The sequence below is a fragment of the Nitratireductor thuwali genome, from assembly GCF_036621415.1.
In the GTDB taxonomy this organism is placed as follows: domain Bacteria; phylum Pseudomonadota; class Alphaproteobacteria; order Rhizobiales; family Rhizobiaceae; genus Chelativorans; species Chelativorans thuwali.
Map to the genome: position 1 here is coordinate 795,062 of NZ_CP030941.1, position 20,917 is coordinate 815,978.

The window sequence follows — 20,917 nt, forward strand, 5'->3', positions numbered from 1 at the left end:
GGGGTCTTCTCTGGGGCGCCGGCATGAAGATCAGGCAATCGCATGTGCCGCGCCTTCCCCACTTGGTCCCGCCGCTGCGGGGCAGATGCCCGCCCTGTTCGGCAAAGGCCGAGGGATGTGGAAGTCTCCGGCGCGGCGGGCGCTCCATCGGCCGGTCGCGAAACAGCCCCTTACGAAACGGCCGGTCACGAAACTTTCGCTTGCCCTTTTCTGAAAATGAGGGAAAATTCCTGCCGTTCGGGCATTTGCCGGCCCGGAGACTGGAATAGCATGCCCCCGGTATACGACATACAAGGCAGCCGGATGTCGCGCGACCAAGGAAATCCGCCGAGGATCCGAGCGTGAAGCTGACTGTTTCTTCTCCCCCAGTAAACGACCCAGACATGAAGAGCCGTGGCCTGACCGGGCCGAGGCTCGCAGCGCTACAGATCGACGGGAGAAAAGGATCCTTCCCATGCCGCAAACCGGTACCGTGAAATTCTTCAACCATGCCAAGGGCTTCGGCTTCATCACTCCGGATGACGGCCAAAAGGACGTGTTCGTCCACATTTCGGCCGTCCAGGAATCCGGGCTCACAGGCCTCGAGGACGGTCAGAAGGTGACATTCGAGACCGAGCCGGACAAGCGCGGCAAGGGCCCGAAAGCGGTCAACCTGCAGGTCGCCTGAACCCGTTCCGGGTCGACAGCCAAGGGAACGCCGGCCTCGCGCCGGCGTTCTGCGTTTCCGGCGCGCTCATTTATGCCGTGTTTACCATTCAGCTACCGTTCAGCCAGGGCGCTGTAGGTTCCCACGACATCGCGCAGGATCACAAGCGCGCGACAGGAGACAATTGCCATGACCACCATTTTCAGGAATTCCGTTCTCGCCGCCGCCGTCGCGGCCACCGCACTTTCGGCCGTTCCCGCCCAAGCGGGCGACGGCTGGCACGGACACCGGCATGACCGCCGCATCCATGTCCAGCGGGACAGGAGCGGCGACGCGCTGGTCGCCGGCATTGCGGGCCTCGCCGTCGGTGCCATCGTGGGCGGCATGCTGGCGCAGCCGGCAAGGCCGCAGCGAACCTATATCGACCCGCCCTACGACCCCTATGCGCGCCCGGCCTACCGGGCCTATGAGGAGCCGCAATACCGCTACCGCACCTATGACTACTATCCCGCGGCGCCGGCCCGCCGGTCGGTGAACGTGTCGGCGCGGTTCGAGCCGTGGAGCCGCGAGTGGTTCCGGGCCTGCAGCGCGAAATACCGCAGCTTCAACCCGAGCACCGGGACCTTCACGACCTATGGCGGCGAGAAGAGGTTCTGCCAGCCCTGACCGGGGCTGACGCATCGGCCGGAAAATCGGAATCGGTTTTCGGAAAGCCCGTGGATTAAAGTGTCGAGCGACCCTGCGTAGCGTCCGAATGGACGCACGGCGCTCTATACCAGGAACGGATTGCTTCGGCGCTCGTCGCCGAAGCGGCCTCCCGGCCCGTGGCCGCAGAGGAACCCGACATCGTCGCCCAGCGGCAGCAGCTTTTCCTTGATCGAGCGGATCAGCGCGGCGTGGTCGCCGCCCGGCAGATCGGTGCGGCCGACGGAACCGCTGAACAGGACGTCGCCGACATGGGCGAAGCGCGCGGCCGCATTGTAGAAGACCACATGGCCGGGCGCATGGCCGGGGCAATGGAAGACCTCGAAGTCGTGCCCGGCGAAGGCGACGGTGTCGCCCTCAGCGAGATACCGGTCCGGCGTGACGTTGCGCACGGGCTCGGCCAGCCCGAACATCCTTGCCTGCGCTTCCAGGTTCGACAGCAGCTCCCGGTCGGCCTCGTGCGGGCCGATCAGGTCCACCCCCAGCGCCTCCTTCAGATCCATCGCGCCGCCGGCATGGTCGATATGGCCATGCGTCAGCCAGATCGCCTCGATGGTGGCGCCCGTCCCGACGATGGCCGCGCGGATGCGGTCGACCTCGCCGCCCGGATCCACCACCACCCCGCGCATCTGCTCGGCATCGAAGAGGATGGTGCAATTCTGCTGGAAAGGGGTGACGGGGACGATGGCGGCTTTGAGCGTGGTCATGGCGGCGGTCCGGGGTTGGGCGGATAAGGGAACAAGGCAGTAAGGCAAGAGGCCTGCGGCATGTCTTCCCCTACTGCCCTAATACAGAACGGGCGGCAATGCCGCCCGTTCGCAACTCTCGAAGGCTGGCGTCAGGTCTTTTTCATCGCGCCCATGGCCGCGCCGACGATGGCGGTCAAAATGCCGCCGCCGGCGACGCCGCCGACAGCATCGCCCAGCAACCCGCCGAGCGCTCCCGCATCGCCGCCAAGACCGGAAAGCAGCGCGCCACCGCCGATCCCGCCGATGATGCCGCTCAGGATCTTGACGCCGTGGCTCATCGCCGCCTGCTTGACGACCGCACCGACGGCCTCGCCGCCGATGATGCCTGTCACCGCCTGAACAATGATTGGAAGAAGTGCTTCCATGTCTGCTCCCTCACGCAAACGCCGACCTTGCTGGCCGGCATGTACATGAAACCGCGAATACAACCAAAGTCAAATAAGGTTGATTTCATCGCGGCAGGGTTGCGCTGGCGGCAGCGGCGTCATTCCGCCGCCATGCGCTGGCGCGGCCGCACTTCCTCGGCATAGTCGTTCATCAAAAGCCGTGTGATTTCACCCACTTGGAACGAATAGGGACCGATCTCCGATACCGGCGTCACCTCGGCAGCCGTGCCGCACAGGAAGCACTGTTCGAAGCCTTCCAGCTCATCGGGCATAATGACCCGCTCGACCACTTCAAGGCCCCGCCGGCGCGCCAGATCGATCACGGTGCGGCGGGTGATTCCATCCAGGAAGCAATCCGGCACCGGCGTGTGCAGCACGCCGTCCTTGACGAAGAAGATGTTGGCGCCGGTGGCTTCGGCGACCTGGCCGCGCCAGTCGAGCATCATGGCGTCCGTGTAGCCCTTGGCCTCCGCCGCATGCTTGGAAAGCGTGCAGATCATGTAGAGGCCGGCCGCCTTCGACTTCGACGGGGCGGTGCGCGGATCGGGCCGGCAATATTCGGCGATGTCGAGCCGGATGCCCTTCAGGCGCTGCTCCGGATCGAAATAGCTCGGCCACTCCCAGATGGCGATGGCCAGGTTGATGCGGTTCTTCTGGGCCGACACGCCCATCATCTCGCTGCCGCGCCAGGCGATGGGGCGCACATAGGCGTCCTCCAGACGCTGCTTGACCAGGAGCTCGTTGCAGGCCGCGTCGATCTCCTCGACCGAATAGGGAATGGTGAAGCCAAGGATGCGCGCCGATTCATGCAGCCGCTCCGTATGCTCCCTCAGCTTAAAGATCTGCCCGCCATAGGCGCGCTCGCCCTCGAACACGGCGCTGGCATAATGCAAGCCGTGGGTGAGCACATGGATCCTGGCGTCCGCCCATTTAACGAATTCGCCATTGAACCAGATATAACCATCCAGCTGGTCGAAAGGAACCGATGCCATCCTAGCCTCTCCCGCATGCGCCTTCTGCTGAACCGAAAGGAGCGCGATCCGAAAACAATATGCCGGAACATTGCAAGGCGAAGCAAATCAAGCTTGCAGGAAGTTCCGAAAAAACGACCTCTGGACGTCTTTTTGTTCGCCATTGGCCGAAAACCTTGTCAAAAATTATCAAGCGGCCGTAATTATGTCAATATGGCTGACATAATTTTGGTCGAGCCAACGAGGACATGCCGATCCATGAAGCAAAGCGCGCCGAAACGGGCCAATTCATCGCCGGGCGAAGACATCGATTTCCCGCTGATCGAACTGCTGTTCTTCGCCTATCGGGACTTCATCTCCGATCCCGATGCGATACTGGACAGCTATGGTTTCGGCCGGGCGCACCACCGGGTGCTGCACTTCGTCAACCGCCGCCCCGGCCTGACCGTGGCCGAGCTGCTGGACGTGCTGCGGATCACCAAGCAGAGCCTTGCCCGTGTGCTCAAGCAGCTCGTCGACTCCGGTTATGTCGTACAGGTGCAGGGGCCGCGCGACCGGCGCCAGAGAGAACTTTATCCGACGAAGAAGGGGCAGGCGCTGGCAACGGCGCTGGCCCTGCCACAGTCCCGCCGCATCCGTGCTGCAATTGAGGAAGCGGGGCTGGAAGACCGCGCTGCGCTCGAACGGTTCCTGCGGGCCATGGTGAACCCGGAACTGCGGGTTCAGCTGGACCAACCGTCCAGCGGCGGCGTTCCTTCGGGCGAGGGAGATTCGGACAGATGACCGCGATACGGACCAACGAGAACGGCCTAGCCGCAGCGCCAGTCGTGCCGCCGGACGATGCGCCGCATCTGCTGGTGGTGGACGACGACACGCGCATCCGCACGCTGCTCAACCGGTTCCTCCGCGAGCAGGGCTTCCGGGTGACGGTGGCGGGCAACGCCGCCGAGGCGCGGCGCAAGCTCGACGGCCTCGACTTCGACCTTCTGATCCTCGACGTGATGATGCCGGGCGAGGACGGCGTGACCCTGACGCGCGGACTGCGCGAGCAAAAGAACGTGCCGATCCTCATGCTGACCGCCCTGTCGGAAACCGACAGCCGCGTGACCGGGCTGGAAGCCGGCGCCGACGACTATCTGCCGAAGCCCTTCGACCCGCGCGAACTGGTTCTGCGCGTCAACAACATCCTGCGCCGCGGCGGCCCGCAGATGCAGCCCAAGCTGGAGCAGGTCGTGTTCGGGCCGTATACGTTCCAGATACCCAGGCGCGAGCTGAAACGCGGCGGCCACACCATCAAGCTGACGGACCGCGAGCGCGAGATCATGGTCACCTTCGCCGAACGCGCCGGCGAGACCATCCCCCGCCACGAACTGGTGGGCGAGGAATCGGAAGTGGGCGAACGGACCATCGACGTCCAGATAAACCGGCTGCGCCGCAAGATCGAACAGGATCCCTCCAATCCCATCTGGCTGCAGACCGTGCGCGGCATCGGCTATAAGCTGAGCGTGGAACAATAGGCCCCGGCCGCGCGCCCGATTCCGGTTTCCGCGACGATTGTTATAGTGTCCTCCTTCGGGATGCGTTACAGCGCGTGCTTCCCCCGGGTGCCATCCCCCGGGGGGCGCCGGCCGCCGATGCACGGAAGGAAGGAATGGCGAGATACGAACTGCCCTTTGCGGGCCATCACGGACCGCTGGCGCGCGCCGCAAGGCTCCGGCACGCCCTGACCCGGCCGTGGCGGCGGTTCTGGCGGGCGGTTTCGCGGTTTCTGCCCAAGCGCCTTTATGCTCGCTCGCTCATCATCGTGATCGCGCCGATGATCCTTCTGCAATCGGTCGTCGCCTTCGTGTTCATGGAGCGGCACTGGCAGACGGTCACCCAGCGCCTGTCCCAGGCCGTCACCCGCGACATCGCCGCCGTGATCGATCTCATCGAGACCTATCCGACCGAGGAAGATTACGCCAACATCATCCGCATCGCGCAGGAGCGGCTGTCGCTGCGGGTCAGCATCGAGCCGCCCGATCCCCTGCCCGCGCCGGGGCCGAAGCCGTTTTTCTCCATTCTCGACCAGACGCTGAGCGAGGAGATAACCCGTCAGATCAACCGGCCCTTCTGGCTGGACACGGTGGGCGATTCCAACATCGTCGAAATCCGCATCCAACTTGCGGACAAGGTGCTGCGCGTCTTTGCGCGGCGCAGCCAGGCCTATGCGTCCAACACGCATATCTTCCTCTTGTGGATGGTGGGCACCTCGCTGGTGCTGCTGACCATCGCCGTCGCTTTCCTGCGCAACCAGATCAAGCCGATCCTGCAGCTTGCCGAGGCGGCCGAGAGTTTCGGCAAGGGGCGCCCGACGCCGAGCGGCTTCCGCCCGCGCGGCGCCGAGGAGGTGCGCCGCGCCGGCAGCGCCTTCCTGCAGATGCGCGAGCGCATCGAGCGCCAGATCGAGCAGCGCACGGCGATGCTGACCGGCGTCAGCCACGATCTGCGCACCATCCTCACCCGCTTCAAGCTGCAGCTCGCCCTGGCCACCACCAAGGCCGACATGAAGGCGCTCGACCAGGACATCGAGGACATGCGCTCGATGCTGGAGGGCTATCTGGCCTTCGCCCGCGGCGAGGCCTCCGAGGATCCCGGAACCTTCGACCTGCAGAGCTGCTTCGAAAGGCTGGAGGAGCAGGCAAAGCTGCATGAATGCCAATTCGAAGGCAGGCTCGAGGGCTCCCCGGAAATCACCGTCCGCCCCAACGCCTTCGCCCGGCTGCTGAACAATGTCGTCGGGAATGCCTTTCGCTATGCATCGAGCGTCAAGGTCGATGCCCGGCACGGCGCAGGGATGCTGACCGTGACCGTCGACGACAACGGCCCCGGCATACCGGAGGAGATGCGCGAGGATGTCTTCAAGCCCTTCGTAAGGCTCGACACGGCGCGCAACCAGGACGAAAGCGGCACCGGCCTCGGCCTTTCCATCGCCCGAGACATCGCCCGCAGCCACGGCGGGGACGTGGTGCTGGAGGACAGCCCGCGGGGCGGCTTGAGGGTGGTGGTGCGCGTCCCGGCGTGACGGACGGCCGGACGAAAGGGAAAGCGGGAGGTATGGGCGATGCTGGAAGCGACCTGCCATTGCGGCAGCATAAAGATCCGGGTCGAGACGGAGCCCCGATGGCTCACCATTTGCAATTGCTCGCTCTGCCGGCGGCTCGGAACTCTTTGGGCCTACTATCATCCAAGCCAGGTATCTTTCGTGGAGGGTGCCGGAAGGACCGTCGCCTACGCCCAAGGCGATCGCACCCTCGAGATCCACCATTGCGCCACCTGCGGCTGCACCACCCATTGGGAGAGCGTGGAGAAGCGCAATGCGCAGCGGATGGCGATCAACGCGCGGCTGATCGATCCAGGAAAGATCAGGGAAATCCCGCTACGACATTTCGACGGAGCCGAGAGTTTCACCTATCTCGACTGACGGTCTCCTTCACCGTCCACGCGTTCGGGCCGATTGATCGAGGGCGGTGACCTGGCGGCATCATTGGTCGCTCAATCAGTGCGGCCTTGCGCACCTTCCGCGCGGTATCGCTCGATCCAAGCGCGGCTGGTCTCGTCAGCCAATTTCGCGACGCCTGGGGATATCTCTCTTGCAGCTGCCGCATCCAATCCAAGCCGGTTTAATATACCGGCCACGGTGCCTTTTGGATCGTCGGAAAGCACGTCGTAGCCAACGAGAACCGGGTCTATGCGTTCCCGTTCGAACCAGCGAACCCACTCTTCGTCATGCGCCGTCAACTCTGCCACGTTCCTCGCGATCTCGCCGGCATTGTAGCTGGGCGGCCGCGGCGGCGCTGTCCGCTCCAGCTCCGATCCGTCCGACGCAAGATGCCAAAGGCCGGTCTGGCTGGCCTTAATGAGGGAAACCGCCTGTGCGACCTTATCGCTGCGCGTCAGGTGGATGTAGAGCGTACGACCGAAGGCCATTTCAAACCGTTCAGCATCGTTGGCCAGCCCCGGACAAAGGATGTCCAACTGCTCCATGAGAAAATCAAAGCTTTTTCTCATCAATCGCAGACCGAACACGCCCGTTCCTGCCGAACCTCGCTCGCGCGTGGCCTTCACTACTGCCTGCAAAAACTCTTCCTGGGTGGCGGAGGCTCCCCTCGGCAGATCGAATTTGCTTGCCCATGACGAAACCGAAGGCCGATGGAAGTAGGAGTTCGGTTCCCCGGCAACTCCCGTTTGCGACAACAGCTTGCAAAGAAGTGTGCTGCCGCTTCGGCTGGTCGTGCAGATTATATAGGACCGATAACTATCCACGACCGCTTCTCGTACCGTCTTCAGGAAGGCGCACCCAATACCGCAAATTGCGACAGTGATCTGACGACACCCGGGGACATTCTGGACCCGGTCAGCTCGTTTATAGCGTCAATCGCCAACGCCAACAACGGCTCGGAACGACCAGCTAATGGAGTCCTCTGCCGTTCAGTTCCGCATGCCCGACGTCTGCTTCTGGCATCATGCATTCAGATCGGCACAGACAGTCCAATCTTGACTTGATCCACCACGACGTTGGTATGAAAACGGCGGATGTTCGGATTTTCGGTGAATATTCTCCGCGAGAACATTTCGTAGCTGGCCATATCCTTGGCCATAACAATCAGTATGAAATCAGTATGTCCGGTGACATAATAGCATTGCTGCACCTCTTCCAACCTGGCCATCGACCGCCGGAACTCGTCAAGAAGATCTATCCGCTCCCTTTCCAGTTCGACTTCGACGATGAATGTCATTGCGGCATCCGTGCGCTTTGCGTTTACAACCGCAATCTCTTTCTCAATCACACCTGATCCACGCAAGGTCTGGAGGCGGCGCTGCGCTGAGGACCGGGAAATACCTGCTTTCTCCCCTAATTCCTCCGCAGATAATCTCGCGTTCTGCTGCAATTCGCGCAGGATCACGCGGTCAGTCTCATCAAGCATTTAGCAAACTGCCCCACATTCCATGAGATTTCAGGCAAATTACCTGCATTATTGCATAAATGAAAGCAAAATGCTGACTGCGTGTGGATAAAATAGGTTTGAAATTCGTCAAGCGAGAGCGGCACAATGACCTTCCCGAAAATTTCCCAATCATACACCGATCCTCATCGCTATCCGGAAGGCGTTGCGTTCCTGGACGCCCAGTACCTGAAGATGAGAGATGCCAAAGTCTCGGTGCTCGATTGGGGGTTCCTGCACTCCGATGCGACCTACGATACTGTTCACGTCTGGGATGGTGCGTTCTTCAGGCTGGATCTTCATCTGAACCGCTTCTTTGAAGGGCTTGCGAAGCTGCGCATGACGATCCCTTTCGATCGGGATGAAGTAACGGAGATTCTCAAGAACTGTGTCGCTCTATCAGGGCACCGAAAGGCCTATGTTGAAATGATCTGCACGCGCGGCGGATCGCCCAGTTTTAGCCGTGACCCGCGAGAGGCGACCAACCGCTTTATGGCTTTTGCGGTTCCATACGCTTCCGTCGCGAATGCCGATCAAATGAAACGCGGCCTCGATGTTGCGATCAGTGATGTGCAGCGCATACCGCCGAAATCCGTGGACCCGTCGATCAAGAACTATCATTGGCTGGACCTCGTCCGTGGCCTCTACGATGCCTACGACAAGGGTGCAGAAACGGCGCTTATTCTGGATACCAATGGCAATATCGCCGAAGGGCCGGGGTTCAATGTCTTTGTCGTCAGCGAAGGTGCGCTGATTACGCCGGACTTTGGCGTGCTGCCCGGCATCACACGTCGGACCGTTTTCGATCTGTGCGACAGACTGGACATAGGTGTGTCCGTTGGCGCCGTCTCGACGGATGCGCTAACGGGGGCGGATGAAGTGTTCGTGACTTCGACCGCCGGCGGGATCATGCCGGTTCGTTCAGTTGATGCTGTCCAAATAGGCAGTGGAGAGCCTGGCCCTGTCACCACGCAGATCAAAGAACTTTATTGGAAGATGCACTATCACCCGGAATGGACCACGCCAGTCGCATATCCCGAAGGTATTTGAAGTCTTGCTGAACTCATCCGCGCAGGCGGCACGCGAGCCCGTGTAAAACCAAAGCGACTGGCTGCGGGTTGATGACCGAACAGGTGAAAACCCGCACTGCTCGACTGCCTTGACCCAAAGCATCGAGCCTATCCGACTTCGATTTGATTTCCGAGCCGACCACGCGGGTCGGGGAAGGACATCACACCGGGGCCCTTCGCTCAGTTGGCGATCAGCGTTGCGAGCGTGCTGCCGATTTCGGCTATGGCGGCGTTGCGCGCATCCATGGGTGCTCGGGTCCGGGTGATGTAGATGGCGGCGACGACGGGCTGGCGCCCGGGCGGCCGGATCACCGCGACGATGCCGCGCGAGCCGTGTCCGCCTGCTCCCGTCCTGTCGGCGATGCCCCAGCTTTCCGGCAGGCCCGCGCGCAGCAGCGGCCCGCCCACCTGGTTGCCGGCCAGCCAGCTTTCGAGCTGCCCGCGCGAGCCGGGCGAAAGAGCGGTCCCGAGCACCAGCTTGCGCAGGCTCTCCATGATGGCGTTCGGGCTCGTGGTGTCGCGCGGGTCGCCCGGGATCGCCTCGTTGAGCGCCGGCTCCCATCGGTCGAGGCGGGTCGCCTCGTCGCCGATCGAACGCATGAAGCGGGTGAAGCCTTGCGGCCCGCCGATGCTATCCAGCACCAGATTGGCCGCCGTATTGTCGCTCATCGCCGTGGCGGCTTGGCACAGTTCGCCAACGGTCATTCCCTCGCCCGCCGCGCGCAGTTCCGTGACCGGCGAATAGGTGACGAGATCGCTCTTGTGAAAGACCATGCGCCTGTTCAGCTCTTCCTCGCCCCGGTCGACCCGCGCCAGAACCGCGGCGCAGGCGAAAGCCTTGAAGGTGCTGTTGAGGGGAAAGCGCTCGTCGGCGCGGTGGCTCCACCTCGTTCCCGTTTCCGTGTCCAGCACGGCCGCGCCGAGCCGCGCGCCCAGCCGCGCCTCGATCTCCACGAACTTGCGCGACAGGGCGTCGTCCGCACCGGACTGCGCCCGGGCGGGGTGGATGATCGAAAAAGCCCCGGCCGCCATGAACGCGCCGGCAGAAAGCGCAAAGCCGCGCCGCGAAACAATCAGATGCATGAAAAAAGCTCCAGAACCGTCAGCGGATCGATAGACGAAGCCCCGCCAGCGCTGGGTAAGTTCGATCTGTGACGAGTGTAAGGCGCAGCTTCTCCCCGCGTCGTGCCGCCATCAACTTTGGGGGACCATGATGGCTCTCAACCTGCGTCGATAGCGCTGGGCACCTACCTCGTCATCCCGGTCGACCGCAGGGAGAGCCCGATGACGAGGCTGGGACTCGTTCCCTAGAGCGCCACGAAAGCGCTTGGAGTCGATGACGGCGGGTGCGTTCGAGCCGTTTGGTTTCAGCGCACTACGGCATCGGCCCGAAAATCGGGATCGATTCCCGGAAAGCACGATGCGTAGATCCAAACTGTCGGAGTCCTTTGTGCTTCCGAAAGGGCGCACGGCGCTCTAATGCAGCCGGCTGCCGTCGGGCACGTTCTTGTCCGGCACCGCCAGCACGACGTCGCCGGACGCGTCGGCAAAGCCGAGCGTCAGCACTTCGGACATGAACCTGCCGATCTGGCGCGGCGGGAAATTCACCACCGCCATCACCTGACGGCCGACGAGCTCTTCGGGCGTGTAGTGGACCGTGATCTGGGCCGAGGATTTCTTCACGCCGATTTCGGGACCGAAATCGATCCTGAGCTTGATCGCCGGCTTGCGCGCCTCGGGAAAGGGCTCGGCCTCCACGACCGTGCCCGCCCTTATGTCCACCTTGAGGAAATCGTCGAAGCCGATGTCCGGCGCCTTTTCCGATGACATGGGTTCTCCGGGCTTCCTCAGGCGGTGCCGTAGGTCTCGAACAGCACGGCGTTCAGCGCCTGCTGCGCGCTGGTGTTCGACCAGATGACGTATTGGAAGGCCTGATAGTAGCACTCGCAGGCTTCCAGCGCGCTGTTGAGCATGACCTCGACCTGCTGGCCGGTCGGCTCCACCCCGCCCGCCAGCACCAGCGACTGGCGGAACATGATGACGTCCTCGCGCTCCCAGAAGTCAAAATGGCCGAACAGCATCTGCTCGTTGATCAGCGAGATGAGGCGCATGACCTCCAGCGCCCGCTTTTCCGGTACTTTCAGATCGAAGGCGCAGGCGACATGCAGCGCCTCGAACTCCTCCATCCACGAAAAGGAGACGTGGTAGTCGGTCCATGTGCCGGCCACCGCGATGGCGATCTCGTCGTCGCCATTGCGCTCGAAGCTCCAATCGTTGGAATGGGCGACATGTTCGATGACATCGACCGGATGGGCCTCACGCGCCATGTCGAGTTCAAGAAGGCTCATAAATCTGCTTTCCCGTTTATCTGTGCGAGCGCCATGGGGCCCCGCGATGTGGCACATGCGGTTCAAGGCATACGCAACCAAAATTCCGACACACTGAGCGGAGCGACAATGAACGCGAGAACATAGCAACGAGCCCACCCCAGCCCGGCTGCCGACCCTGTTCCGAATCATGCAGCAAATTCAGTGTATTGATGCGCCGACGCGAGACCAGCCCTTTTTTGACGGGAAAGCTTTCAGCATGTGGATAGTCGATTTTGTGGAAGATTCAGACGAACGCCTAAGCGACTCTCCAACCTGCATTTTTTGCGGTTGCACACAGGGTAAAGAAAGTCTGAATTATTTTTTGGAAGAAGGCTTCGGGGAAGCTTTTCCACCGCCCGCCGGAGCGTTTTCGCCGGCGCCGAGCTTTGCTTCGAGCGCTTCGATTCGAGCGGCGAGCGCGGCATTTTCCTCGCGCGCCTTGATCGCCATCTCGCGCACCGCCTCGAACTCCTCGCGCTGGACGATCTCCATGGAGTTGAGCACGCGCTCGGCCTGAGACCGGAACGCCGTCTCCATCTCGCGCCGCACGCCCTGGGCGGCGCCGGCGGCATCGGTCATCAGCTTCGCAAACTCGTCGAGGATGCGGTTCGGTCCGTTTGTCATCTTGCTTCCTCACCGATTGTCGGGGCCGGGTCCGGCCAGGTCGATAGGAGATGAGGTAGGGCTCCGACGGGCCGAATGCAAGCGCTTTGGGATCGCCGTGCCGGCCGGGCACAGCCCGCCCTCCTTTCTCTGGAACAGGCACGGCAAGGCCGGGCTTGACCACGACATGTTGCTCGCGCATAGGCTCCACACGCCGGAAACGAGGAGGCTCCTTTGAGCGACTATCTTCTTCTTCCCGTGGCCGCTCTGCCCTTTCCGCAGATCGATCCCGTGATTTTTCAGGTCGGACCGCTCGCCGTGCACTGGTACGGCCTCGGCTATGTGGTCGGCATCCTGTTTGGCTGGTGGTACGCCAAGCGGCTCGTGGCCAACAACCGGCTGTGGGCCCATGAGACATCGCCGATGAAGCCGGAAGACCTCGACGACTTCGTCATCTGGGCAGCGCTCGGCATCGTGCTCGGCGGCAGGCTCGGCTACGTCCTGTTCTACGATCTGGCGCGCTATATCCAGAACCCGCTCGACATCTTCGCCATATGGCAGGGCGGCATGTCGTTCCATGGCGGCATGCTGGGCACGATCGTCGCGATGGTCGTCTTCGCCCGCTCCCGCGGCATCAATCCGTGGAGCATGCTCGACACGATCGCGGCGGCGGCCCCGGTCGGGCTCGGGCTCGTCCGCCTCGCCAATTTCATCAATTCGGAATTGTGGGGCCGGCCGACCGACATGCCCTGGGGCTTCGTCTTTCCCGATGGCGGGCCGCTGCCGCGCCACCCGAGCCAGCTCTACGAGGCGGCGCTGGAAGGGCTCGTCCTGTTCCTCGTGCTGCGCCTTCTCACCCACCGGGCGCTGAAGCTGAAGACGCCGCGCTTCGTCGGCGGCGCGTTCATCTGCGGCTATGGCCTGTCGCGGATCTTCGTGGAATTCTTCCGCGAGCCCGACGCCCATATCGGCTATCTTCTGGGCGGCTGGCTGACCATGGGCATGGTGCTTTCGCTGCCGATGGTGCTGATCGGCGCCTGGGCCATGGCCAGCGCAAGGGAGCCGGCCAAGCGCGCGGCCGCATGACGACGCCGCTCGAAAAGAAGATCGTCCGCCTGATCGGGGCCGCCGGCCCGATGAGCGTGGCCGACTACATGGCGCATTGCCTGTTCGACCCCGAGCACGGCTATTACACGACGCGCGAGCCCTTCGGCGCCGAGGGCGATTTCACCACCGCCCCGGAGATAAGCCAGATGTTCGGCGAGCTTGTCGCCGTCTGGCTCTACGGCGCCTGGAAGGCGGCGGGAGCGCCGCAGGGCCCGGTGCTGGCCGAGATCGGCCCAGGCCGGGGCACGCTGATGACGGACATGATCCGCACCCTCGTCCGGCTCGACGCGGACTTTGCCGCGGACGCCCGTTTCGCCATGGTCGAGGCCAGCCCGCGCCTGACGGCGGTGCAGCGAAAGACGCTGGAGGGCGCCCCGGCGGCGCCCGAATGGTTCTCCCGCATCGAGGACCTTCCGCCAGGGCCGCTCTTCATCGTGGGGAACGAGCTGTTCGATGCCATACCGATCCGCCAGGCGGTCAAGACCGAGGAGGGCTGGCGCGAGCGGGTGATCGGGCTCGACGAGACAGGAGCGCTGCGCTTCATGGCGGGCGCGGGCGCCATCGACGCGGCCCTGCTGCCCCCCGATGCCGGACAGGCGCCTGCCGGCGCGATCGCGGAACTGGCGCCCGCCAGGAGCGCGCTCATGGAAACGGTCTGCGAGCGCATCCGCCGCGGCGGCGGGGCCGGGCTTTTCATCGACTACGGCTATCTCCGACCATCGCTCGGCGACACGCTGCAGGCCGTCCGGCGGCATGAATATGCGCCTGTGCTGGCAGCGGCGGGGGAAGCCGATCTGACCGCCCATGTCGATTTCGCCGCCCTTGCGGCGGTGGCGCGTGGGCGCGGGTTGAACGTGTCGATCCTCACGCAGGGCCAATTCCTGCTGGGCCTCGGCCTGCTGGAGCGCGCCGGCAGGCTGGGCGCCGGCCGCAGCGCCGGCGACCAGGAGGCGATCCGCGATGCGGTCGAAAGGCTGGCCGGGCCGGAGCAGATGGGAAGCCTTTTCAAGGCGATGGCCGTGCTGCCTTCCACAACTACCGCTCCGCCCTTCCCGCCGTCGGATTGACTTGCGCCCCACCCTGCCCCACGATCCGGCCCGCATGGAGCATGGATGAAGGCGGCGTATGCTGAACGATACGAGGCTGGAGCCGATCCGGTCCCCACTTCTGGAGGAGGCGGCTTCGGAAGGCATAGCGCACGGGTTCTTCACCCGCGCCGGCGGCGTCTCCAAGGGCCTCTACGGGGGCCTCAATGTCGGGCTCGGCTCGGGCGACGCGCGCGCGGCGGTGGAGGAGAACAGGCGGCGCGTGGCGCATAGGCTGGGCGTGGCCGAGGATGCGCTTGTGACCCTTCACCAGTGCCATTCGGCCGATGTCGTCGAGGTAAAAGAACCCTTCGCCGGTGCCCGGCCCCAGGCCGACGCCATGGTGACCGACAGGCCGGGCCTGGCGCTCGGCGTGCTGGCGGCCGATTGCGGGCCGGTGCTTTTCGCCGATCGCCAGGCAAGGGTGATCGCCGCCGCCCATGCCGGCTGGCAGGGCGCCTTGTCGGGCATCATGGAAGCGACCATCGAGGCAATGGAACGCCTGGGCGCGCGCCGGCAGACGATCTGTGCGGCGCTCGGCCCCTCGATAAGCCGGGACAATTACGAGGTCGGCCCGGAATTCGTGGCGCGCTTCGTTGAGGCCGATCCCTCGAACGAGGTCTATTTTCGCGCTCCTTCCGGTGGGGCGCCGAGAGAGGGACATGCGTTTTTCGATCTCAACCTTTATACCGTCGACCGGCTGACTCGCGCCGGCGTGCGGGCGCACATGCTGGGCCTGTGCACCTATGCCGACGAGGAACGCTTCTTTTCATACCGCCGCGCCACCCATCGCGGCGAAACCGATTATGGACGCCAGATTTCGGCGATTGTCCTGGAGAACGACTGATGGCGCTTCATTTCGACCGCGCGGAATTCGACGCAAGGCGTGACCGGCTGGTCATCGAGATGGCGGAGCGCAAGCTCGACGCCCTGCTCCTGTTCGCGCAGGAGAGCATGTACTGGCTGACAGGCTACGACACGTTCGGCTTCTGCTTCTTCCAGAGCCTGATCGTGAAGGCCGACGGCTCCATGGTGCTCCTGACGCGCTCGGCCGACCTGCGCCAGGCGCGCCACACATCCATCATCGAGAACATCGTTCTGTGGAGCGACCGGCACGGGGCAAACCCGGCGGTCGATCTGCGCAATCTGTTGAACGATCTGGACCTTTTGGGCGCCCGCATCGGCGTGGAATACGACACGCACGGCCTGACAGCCCGCAACGGGCGCCTGCTGGACGAGCAACTGCAGACCTTCGGCAAGATCGAGGACGCTTCGGACCTTGTCTCCGGGCTCAGGCTCCTGAAGAGCGAGGCCGAGATCGTGAAGGTCAAGCGCGCCGCGAAGCTGGCGGACGAGGCCCTGGACGCGGCGCTGCCCCTGATCAAGCAGGGCGGCGACGAGGCGGCGATACTGGCTGCCATGCAGGGCGCGGTGCTGGCGGGCGGCGGCGACTACCCCGCAAACGAGTTCATCATCGGCTCCGGCGACGACGCGCTTTTGTGCCGCTACAAGGCCGGCCGGCGCAAGCTGACCAAGAACGACCAGCTGACGCTCGAATGGGCCGGCGTCTACCACCATTACCATGCCGCTATGATGCATACGGTGCTGACGGGCAGGGTGTCGAAGCGCCATCAGGAGCTTTTCGACGCCGGCCGCGAGGCGCTGCTGGCCTGCGAAAAGGCGATGAGGCCGGGCAACACTTTCGGCGACGTCTTCGATGCGCACGCGCGGGTCATGGAGGCGACCGGGCTGACCAAGCACCGGCTCAATGCCTGCGGCTATTCGCTGGGGGCGCGCTTTTCGCCATCGTGGATGGACCCGCCGATGTTCTATTCGGGCAATCCGGAGCCGATCGCGCCGAGCATGACACTCTTTACCCACATGATTATCATGGATTCCGAAACGAACAGCGCCATGTGCCTCGGCCGCACATATCTGACCACCGAGGCCGAGCCCCTGCCCCTGTCGCGGCACGGGCTGGAACTGATCGTCAAATAGTCGAGGGACGAGGAGCCTGTCCCGGGGGGCGGCATATTGGGAGTACACGGATGAAACGCATCGCTGCTTTGCTTGTGCTCTGCATCGTATCGGCGGCCGTCGCGGGATGCACGGCGACCGATGCGCTCGACCCGGCCGGGCGGCCCCAGGCGGGGCTGCAGGGCGGCGGCCTGCCGGCGCCGGATGGCGGCCAGGCAAGCTCCGATCCCGCCATGCAGACCGCGCTTGCAGCCACGGAGGAGGAAAACCCGCTGGCCACGGCCCCGGCTGCGATCAACACCAGCGCCCGCGTGCAGTTCGCCCCCGTGATCGGCGCCACCCCCGAAGCGGCCCAGCCGCTGTCGAGCCAGCTTTCGGCCCGCGCGGCCCAGCGCGGCATCGCCATCACCCAATCCGGCGCAACCCACCTCATGAAAGGCTACTTCTCGGCGATCGCCGACGGCAGCCAGACGACGGTCATCTATGTCTGGGACCTGCTCGACCCGTCGGGCAAGCGCCTGCACCGCATCCAGGGCCAGCAGAAGGCCCCCGGCAGCACCGGCGACGGCTGGTCGTCGGTCGACGGCGCCACCATGCAGGCCATCGCCAACCGGACCATCGACGAACTGGCGGCATGGCTGTCGCAGAACGGGTAGGCGGCGGCAACGCCCATCCCCACGAAGCGGGACAACCAGTGGCGCAGGGATTGCAACCCCTGGTAACGCTTTGCGCAAGCAGCCTTGGATAGCCGCGCTTTTTTGCCCCTGCGCGCTTGCATTAGCCGGCCACACCGCTAAAAGCCCGATCAGTACTTGAAGCCGCTGGGCCGGGGACACTCCATGAAGCTCTTTTCGGGCAATTCAAACAGGGTGCTGGCGGAATCCGTCACCCGATATCTCAATCTTTCCCTCGGCAAGGCGATGGTCCGGCGGTTCGCCGATCAGGAGATTTTCGTCGAGATCCAGGAGAATGTGCGCGGCGAGGACGTTTTCGTCCTTCAGTCCACATCCTATCCGGCCAACGATCACCTGATGGAACTGCTCATCATGATCGACGCCTTCCGCCGTTCCTCGGCGCGGCGCATCACCGCGGTCCTGCCCTATTTCGGCTATGCAAGGCAGGATCGGCGCACCTCCGGGCGCACGCCGATTTCAGCCAAGCTGGTGGCCAATCTGATCACCCGCGCCGGCGCCGACCGCGTTCTGACGCTGGACCTGCATGCCGGGCAGATCCAGGGCTTCTTCGACATCCCAACCGACAATCTGTTTGCCGTGCCGGTCATGGCCCGCGACGTGAAGGCGCACTACAACCTGTCCAACGTCATGGTGGTTTCGCCCGATGTGGGCGGCGTGGTGCGGGCCCGCTCGCTTGCCAAGCGCATCGATGCCCCGCTCGCCATCGTCGACAAGCGCCGCGACCGCCCGGGCGAATCCGAGGTCATGAACGTGATCGGCGACGTGCACGGCCGGGACTGCCTTCTGATCGACGATATCGTCGACAGCGGTGGCACCCTGTGCAACGCCGCCGAAGCGCTGTTGAACAACGGCGCCACCAGCGTCACCGCCTATATCACCCACGGCGTCCTTTCCGGCGGCGCGGTGGCGCGCATCGCCAACTCCAAGCTGAAGGAACTGGTCATCACCGATTCCATCCAGCCGACCTCGGCGGTCGAAGCCGGCCGCAATGTGCGGGTGATCACCATCGCCGACCTTATCGGCGAGGCCATCTCGAGGACGGCGACCGAAGAATCGGTATCGAGCCTGTTCAACTGATTTGCCGACGCCGCTTCACGGCCGGATCGCCACGATGGCGGCATAATTCTCCGTCACTGGACATGGATAGCCGGCCGCATGGCCGCCCGTGCCATTTGAGGACGAAGAGATTTCCATGTTGCGCCTGCTTGCCCTGATGGCGGTTGTAACGGCCGCAATCCCCATCCATGCCGCGGATGCGGATCCCGAATACAACCGCGCCTGGCGGCAGAAGAAATGCGCTCTTTATGACGGCTTTCAGCGGGAGGCGGCGGCCCGGCTCAATGGCGGGGGCCTTGGAACGGCTTTCCTGGAAGCGCAGGAAGCCTTCATACGGTCGGGCTGCACGGAGCGGGTGAAAATCTGCCCGGCATCGCCGCAGGAGCTGGACTTCGCCAACATCGTTTCGCTGCAAATGATGAATGCCGGCGCGACGGGTTCCTTCCTGCCCTTCGAATGCCGCAACGGGTAGCGCAACAGCGGCCGGAGGCGACGTAGCCGCCGACCGCTGCGGTGAACGCGGTTCCGCAGTTGCGGACAACTTGCAACTTGAGTATCAGGCCGCCGCGCGCTTCTCGGCCAAGACCCAATCGGTCAGATTGTCGATGAAGCCCCTGAGGAAGGCTTCCGTTTCGGGATCGGTAATGTTGTTCCGGTCGTCGATCAGGCCTGGCTTCATGTGAAGATAGACTTCCGGCCGCCCCATCAAAACGGTGCCGAGACCCACCATGATCGAGCGCAGATGTATCTGCGCGGCGGCAGTGCCGATCACGCCGGGGCTGGCGCCCACGATGGCGGCGGGCTTGGCTACCCAGGAATTCTTGCCATAGGGCCGCGAAGCCCAGTCAATCGCGTTCTTGAGCAGCGGCGGGACGGAGCGGTTGTACTCCGGCGTGACCAGAAGCACACCGTCGGCCGCCTCGATCCGAGACTTCATGCTCCGGGCCGTCTCGGGAAACGGGTCCATGTGGTCGTCATTGTACATGGGCAGCACCGACAGATCGAGATAGTCGAAGGCGAGCCGGCCGGCCGCCAGCTTCTCGAGGGCGCGCGCGAACTTTAGATTGACGGACTCCTTGCGGTTGGAGCCGACGAGAACAGCAATCTTCTTCATGTGGGTTCCTTTCCCTGCCGGGCTCAATTTCCCGGTGGTATCCATTGGTGACCACGCCTATATCTTTCCGTTGTGCGGTGCGAACAAGAAGGCACTTTTATGAAACCACGTCGCGGACACATCTCGGACAGCTGCCGGCCGATCAGCGAGGTGCTCTCGCTCATCGGCAATAAATGGACCTCGCTCATCATCACCCGTCTCACGGAAGGCCCGCTCCGCTTCAACGAATTGAAGCGGAGCGTGCACGGCATATCCCAGAAGGTGCTGACGTCTTCGCTGCGCGCGCTCGAGCGCGACGGCTTCATCGAGCGGACGGAGTATCCGACCGTCCCGCCCAGCGTGGACTACCGCCTCACCCCGTTCGGCCGCGACCTGGCCGAACCGGTGATGGCGCTGACGCGCTTCGCGCTCAAGAACCGAGACCGCATGGACGTGGCCCGGGCCGCCTATGACGAACGGCACGGCATGCCGACGCCCGGCGCGCCGCCGAAGCGCAAGCCGCAGCCCTTGCGGCTCAACTGACCGGAGGCCGGCCGGGCGCCGCCGCGGCCTTGCGTGCGGCCCGCGCATCGGCTATAGACCCGCCGTCCGCGTAGACACCCTTGGAGGCAACGCGGATGGAAGTTCCATTCCCGGATGACGAGCGGTGGCCGCCATGGCGGCCTGCGGCTGGCTGTCGGGGATGGCTTTCACGCTTTCGCGGACGGCCTGGCCGTCTTCGTCGGCGCTCCGACAACATGAAAGGAAAGCCTGATGAGCCATCAGTCCTATGAACTGAAGGCCGAGGCGCGCGAACGGGTCGGTAAGGGGTCCGCCCGGGCAATTCGGCGCAACGGTATGGTTCCCGCCGTCATTTACGGCGAAAAAGAAGCCCCCCTGACGATCGCCCTTCCCTACAAGGATGTGACGAAGAAGATCCATGGAGGCGGCTTCATGACGACGATCGCCACCATCGACGTCGACGGCAAGAAGATCCAGGTCCTGCCGAAGGATTACCAGCTCGATCCGGTGCGTGACTTCACGATGCATATCGACTTCCTGCGCATCGGCAAGAACACCATCGTGACCGTGAACGTGCCGGTGCACTTCACCAACGAGGAAGCCAGCCCCGGCCTCAAGCGCGGCGGCGTGCTGAACATCGTCCGTCACGAGGTGGAGTTCGTCTGCCCCGCCACGTCCATTCCCGAGTTCATCGAGGTTGATCTGACCGGCCTGGACCTCGGCGATTCCGTGCACATTTCGGCGATCAAGCTGCCGGAAGGCGTGGAGCCGACCATCACCGACCGCGACTTCACCATCGCCACCGTGGCCGCTCCCGCCGGACTGAAGTCCGAGGGCGCCGAGGAGGAAGAAGCGGAAGAAGCCGAGGAAGAGGAAGGCGGGGAGGAATAGTCCTCCA

General features: G+C 63.8%; 26 protein-coding genes. 16 read left to right on the plus strand and 10 right to left on the minus strand.

Going from position 1 to position 20,917, the window contains the following annotated elements:
• Window positions 1-454 precede the first annotated feature (454 nt).
• Together NTH_RS03790 and NTH_RS03795 are read left to right on the plus strand one after the other, a co-directional pair.
• The gene (locus tag NTH_RS03790) at window positions 455-667 is read left to right on the plus strand and encodes a cold-shock protein (RefSeq protein ID WP_338528758.1); all 213 of its coding nucleotides are present in this window, start codon (window positions 455-457) and stop codon (window positions 665-667) included.
• 168 nt (window positions 668-835) lie between these two features.
• The gene (locus NTH_RS03795; protein WP_338528759.1) at window positions 836-1,312 is read left to right on the plus strand and encodes a BA14K family protein; all 477 of its coding nucleotides are present in this window, start codon (window positions 836-838) and stop codon (window positions 1,310-1,312) included.
• Between the two features lie 104 nt (window positions 1,313-1,416).
• Here the strand turns inward: NTH_RS03795 and NTH_RS03800 are convergent, their stop codons facing one another.
• From NTH_RS03800 to NTH_RS03810, 3 genes are all read right to left on the minus strand, one after another.
• Entirely contained in the window at window positions 1,417-2,058 is a 642-nt protein-coding gene (locus NTH_RS03800; protein WP_338528760.1) for an MBL fold metallo-hydrolase, read from the minus strand.
• 131 nt (window positions 2,059-2,189) lie between these two features.
• Window positions 2,190-2,465: a hypothetical protein gene (locus tag NTH_RS03805; RefSeq protein ID WP_338528761.1), complete on the minus strand. Its 276-nt coding sequence runs from the start codon at window positions 2,463-2,465 to the stop codon at window positions 2,190-2,192.
• 119 nt (window positions 2,466-2,584) lie between these two features.
• Complete coding sequence (locus NTH_RS03810) at window positions 2,585-3,478, minus strand: branched-chain amino acid aminotransferase (protein WP_338528762.1); 894 nt, start codon at window positions 3,476-3,478, stop codon at window positions 2,585-2,587.
• 237 nt (window positions 3,479-3,715) lie between these two features.
• On the opposite strand from NTH_RS03810, the gene NTH_RS03815 reads away from it, so the two are divergent.
• The 4 genes from NTH_RS03815 to NTH_RS03830 all read left to right on the plus strand — a co-directional run bounded on the left by NTH_RS03815 (window position 3,716) and on the right by NTH_RS03830 (window position 6,920).
• Entirely contained in the window at window positions 3,716-4,240 is a 525-nt protein-coding gene (locus NTH_RS03815; protein WP_338528763.1) for a MarR family winged helix-turn-helix transcriptional regulator, read from the plus strand.
• Complete coding sequence (locus NTH_RS03820) at window positions 4,237-4,974, plus strand: response regulator (protein WP_338528764.1); 738 nt, start codon at window positions 4,237-4,239, stop codon at window positions 4,972-4,974. The genes NTH_RS03815 and NTH_RS03820 overlap by 4 nt, the downstream gene beginning before the upstream one ends.
• Before the next feature lie 134 nt (window positions 4,975-5,108).
• Entirely contained in the window at window positions 5,109-6,521 is a 1,413-nt protein-coding gene (locus tag NTH_RS03825; RefSeq protein ID WP_422392346.1) for an ATP-binding protein, read from the plus strand.
• Window positions 6,522-6,560: 39 nt separating this feature from the next.
• Entirely contained in the window at window positions 6,561-6,920 is a 360-nt protein-coding gene (locus NTH_RS03830) for a GFA family protein (RefSeq protein ID WP_338528765.1), read from the plus strand.
• Window positions 6,921-6,991: 71 nt separating this feature from the next.
• On the opposite strand, the gene NTH_RS03835 is transcribed toward NTH_RS03830, so the two are convergent.
• Together NTH_RS03835 and NTH_RS03840 are read right to left on the minus strand one after the other, a co-directional pair.
• Entirely contained in the window at window positions 6,992-7,762 is a 771-nt protein-coding gene (locus NTH_RS03835) for a Stf0 family sulfotransferase (protein ID WP_338528766.1), read from the minus strand.
• 206 nt (window positions 7,763-7,968) lie between these two features.
• Window positions 7,969-8,424, minus strand: coding sequence for an Lrp/AsnC family transcriptional regulator (locus tag NTH_RS03840; RefSeq protein WP_338528767.1), 456 nt, complete (start codon window positions 8,422-8,424; stop codon window positions 7,969-7,971).
• A 126-nt stretch (window positions 8,425-8,550) separates the two neighbouring features.
• Here NTH_RS03840 and NTH_RS03845 point away from each other — a divergent pair, with 126 nt between their 5' ends.
• Window positions 8,551-9,492, plus strand: a complete 942-nt coding sequence (locus NTH_RS03845) for an aminotransferase class IV (protein ID WP_338528768.1) — start codon at window positions 8,551-8,553, stop codon at window positions 9,490-9,492.
• A gap of 200 nt (window positions 9,493-9,692) precedes the next feature.
• Here the strand turns inward: NTH_RS03845 and bla are convergent, their stop codons facing one another.
• The 4 genes from bla to NTH_RS03865 form a co-directional block, all read right to left on the minus strand.
• Window positions 9,693-10,595, minus strand: coding sequence for a class A beta-lactamase (bla, locus tag NTH_RS03850; RefSeq protein ID WP_338528769.1), 903 nt, complete (start codon window positions 10,593-10,595; stop codon window positions 9,693-9,695).
• 393 nt (window positions 10,596-10,988) lie between these two features.
• Window positions 10,989-11,342 carry a tRNA-binding protein gene (locus tag NTH_RS03855; RefSeq protein ID WP_338528770.1) on the minus strand — a complete coding sequence of 118 codons (354 nt, stop codon included), beginning with the start codon at window positions 11,340-11,342 and terminating at the stop codon, window positions 10,989-10,991.
• A 17-nt stretch (window positions 11,343-11,359) separates the two neighbouring features.
• Window positions 11,360-11,860 (minus strand): YbjN domain-containing protein, encoded by a 501-nt coding sequence (locus NTH_RS03860; protein WP_338528771.1) that lies wholly within the window; start codon window positions 11,858-11,860, stop codon window positions 11,360-11,362.
• A gap of 336 nt (window positions 11,861-12,196) precedes the next feature.
• Window positions 12,197-12,505 carry an accessory factor UbiK family protein gene (locus NTH_RS03865; RefSeq protein ID WP_338528772.1) on the minus strand — a complete coding sequence of 103 codons (309 nt, stop codon included), beginning with the start codon at window positions 12,503-12,505 and terminating at the stop codon, window positions 12,197-12,199.
• 213 nt (window positions 12,506-12,718) lie between these two features.
• Here NTH_RS03865 and lgt point away from each other — a divergent pair, with 213 nt between their 5' ends.
• From lgt to NTH_RS03900, 7 genes are all read left to right on the plus strand, one after another.
• Window positions 12,719-13,570 (plus strand): prolipoprotein diacylglyceryl transferase, encoded by an 852-nt coding sequence (gene lgt, locus NTH_RS03870; protein ID WP_338528773.1) that lies wholly within the window; start codon window positions 12,719-12,721, stop codon window positions 13,568-13,570.
• Window positions 13,567-14,658, plus strand: a complete 1,092-nt coding sequence (locus tag NTH_RS03875; RefSeq protein ID WP_338528774.1) for a class I SAM-dependent methyltransferase — start codon at window positions 13,567-13,569, stop codon at window positions 14,656-14,658. The genes lgt and NTH_RS03875 overlap by 4 nt, the downstream gene beginning before the upstream one ends.
• Before the next feature lie 58 nt (window positions 14,659-14,716).
• Window positions 14,717-15,523: a peptidoglycan editing factor PgeF gene (pgeF, locus tag NTH_RS03880; protein WP_338528775.1), complete on the plus strand. Its 807-nt coding sequence runs from the start codon at window positions 14,717-14,719 to the stop codon at window positions 15,521-15,523.
• Window positions 15,523-16,674 (plus strand): M24 family metallopeptidase, encoded by a 1,152-nt coding sequence (locus NTH_RS03885; protein ID WP_338528776.1) that lies wholly within the window; start codon window positions 15,523-15,525, stop codon window positions 16,672-16,674. The genes pgeF and NTH_RS03885 overlap by 1 nt, the downstream gene beginning before the upstream one ends.
• A gap of 50 nt (window positions 16,675-16,724) precedes the next feature.
• Window positions 16,725-17,309, plus strand: a complete 585-nt coding sequence (locus NTH_RS03890) for a hypothetical protein (RefSeq protein WP_338528777.1) — start codon at window positions 16,725-16,727, stop codon at window positions 17,307-17,309.
• Window positions 17,310-17,492: 183 nt separating this feature from the next.
• Window positions 17,493-18,425 (plus strand): ribose-phosphate pyrophosphokinase, encoded by a 933-nt coding sequence (locus NTH_RS03895; RefSeq protein WP_338528778.1) that lies wholly within the window; start codon window positions 17,493-17,495, stop codon window positions 18,423-18,425.
• A 115-nt stretch (window positions 18,426-18,540) separates the two neighbouring features.
• Window positions 18,541-18,876, plus strand: a complete 336-nt coding sequence (locus tag NTH_RS03900; protein ID WP_338528779.1) for a hypothetical protein — start codon at window positions 18,541-18,543, stop codon at window positions 18,874-18,876.
• A gap of 84 nt (window positions 18,877-18,960) precedes the next feature.
• Here the strand turns inward: NTH_RS03900 and NTH_RS03905 are convergent, their stop codons facing one another.
• Window positions 18,961-19,518, minus strand: a complete 558-nt coding sequence (locus NTH_RS03905) for an NADPH-dependent FMN reductase (protein ID WP_338528780.1) — start codon at window positions 19,516-19,518, stop codon at window positions 18,961-18,963.
• A gap of 99 nt (window positions 19,519-19,617) precedes the next feature.
• On the opposite strand from NTH_RS03905, the gene NTH_RS03910 reads away from it, so the two are divergent.
• Complete coding sequence (locus NTH_RS03910; protein WP_338528781.1) at window positions 19,618-20,040, plus strand: winged helix-turn-helix transcriptional regulator; 423 nt, start codon at window positions 19,618-19,620, stop codon at window positions 20,038-20,040.
• A gap of 231 nt (window positions 20,041-20,271) precedes the next feature.
• A complete protein-coding gene (locus tag NTH_RS03915) occupies window positions 20,272-20,910 on the plus strand; it encodes a 50S ribosomal protein L25/general stress protein Ctc (protein WP_338528782.1) in 639 nt (212 codons plus the stop codon).
• Window positions 20,911-20,917: the final 7 nt, after the last annotated feature.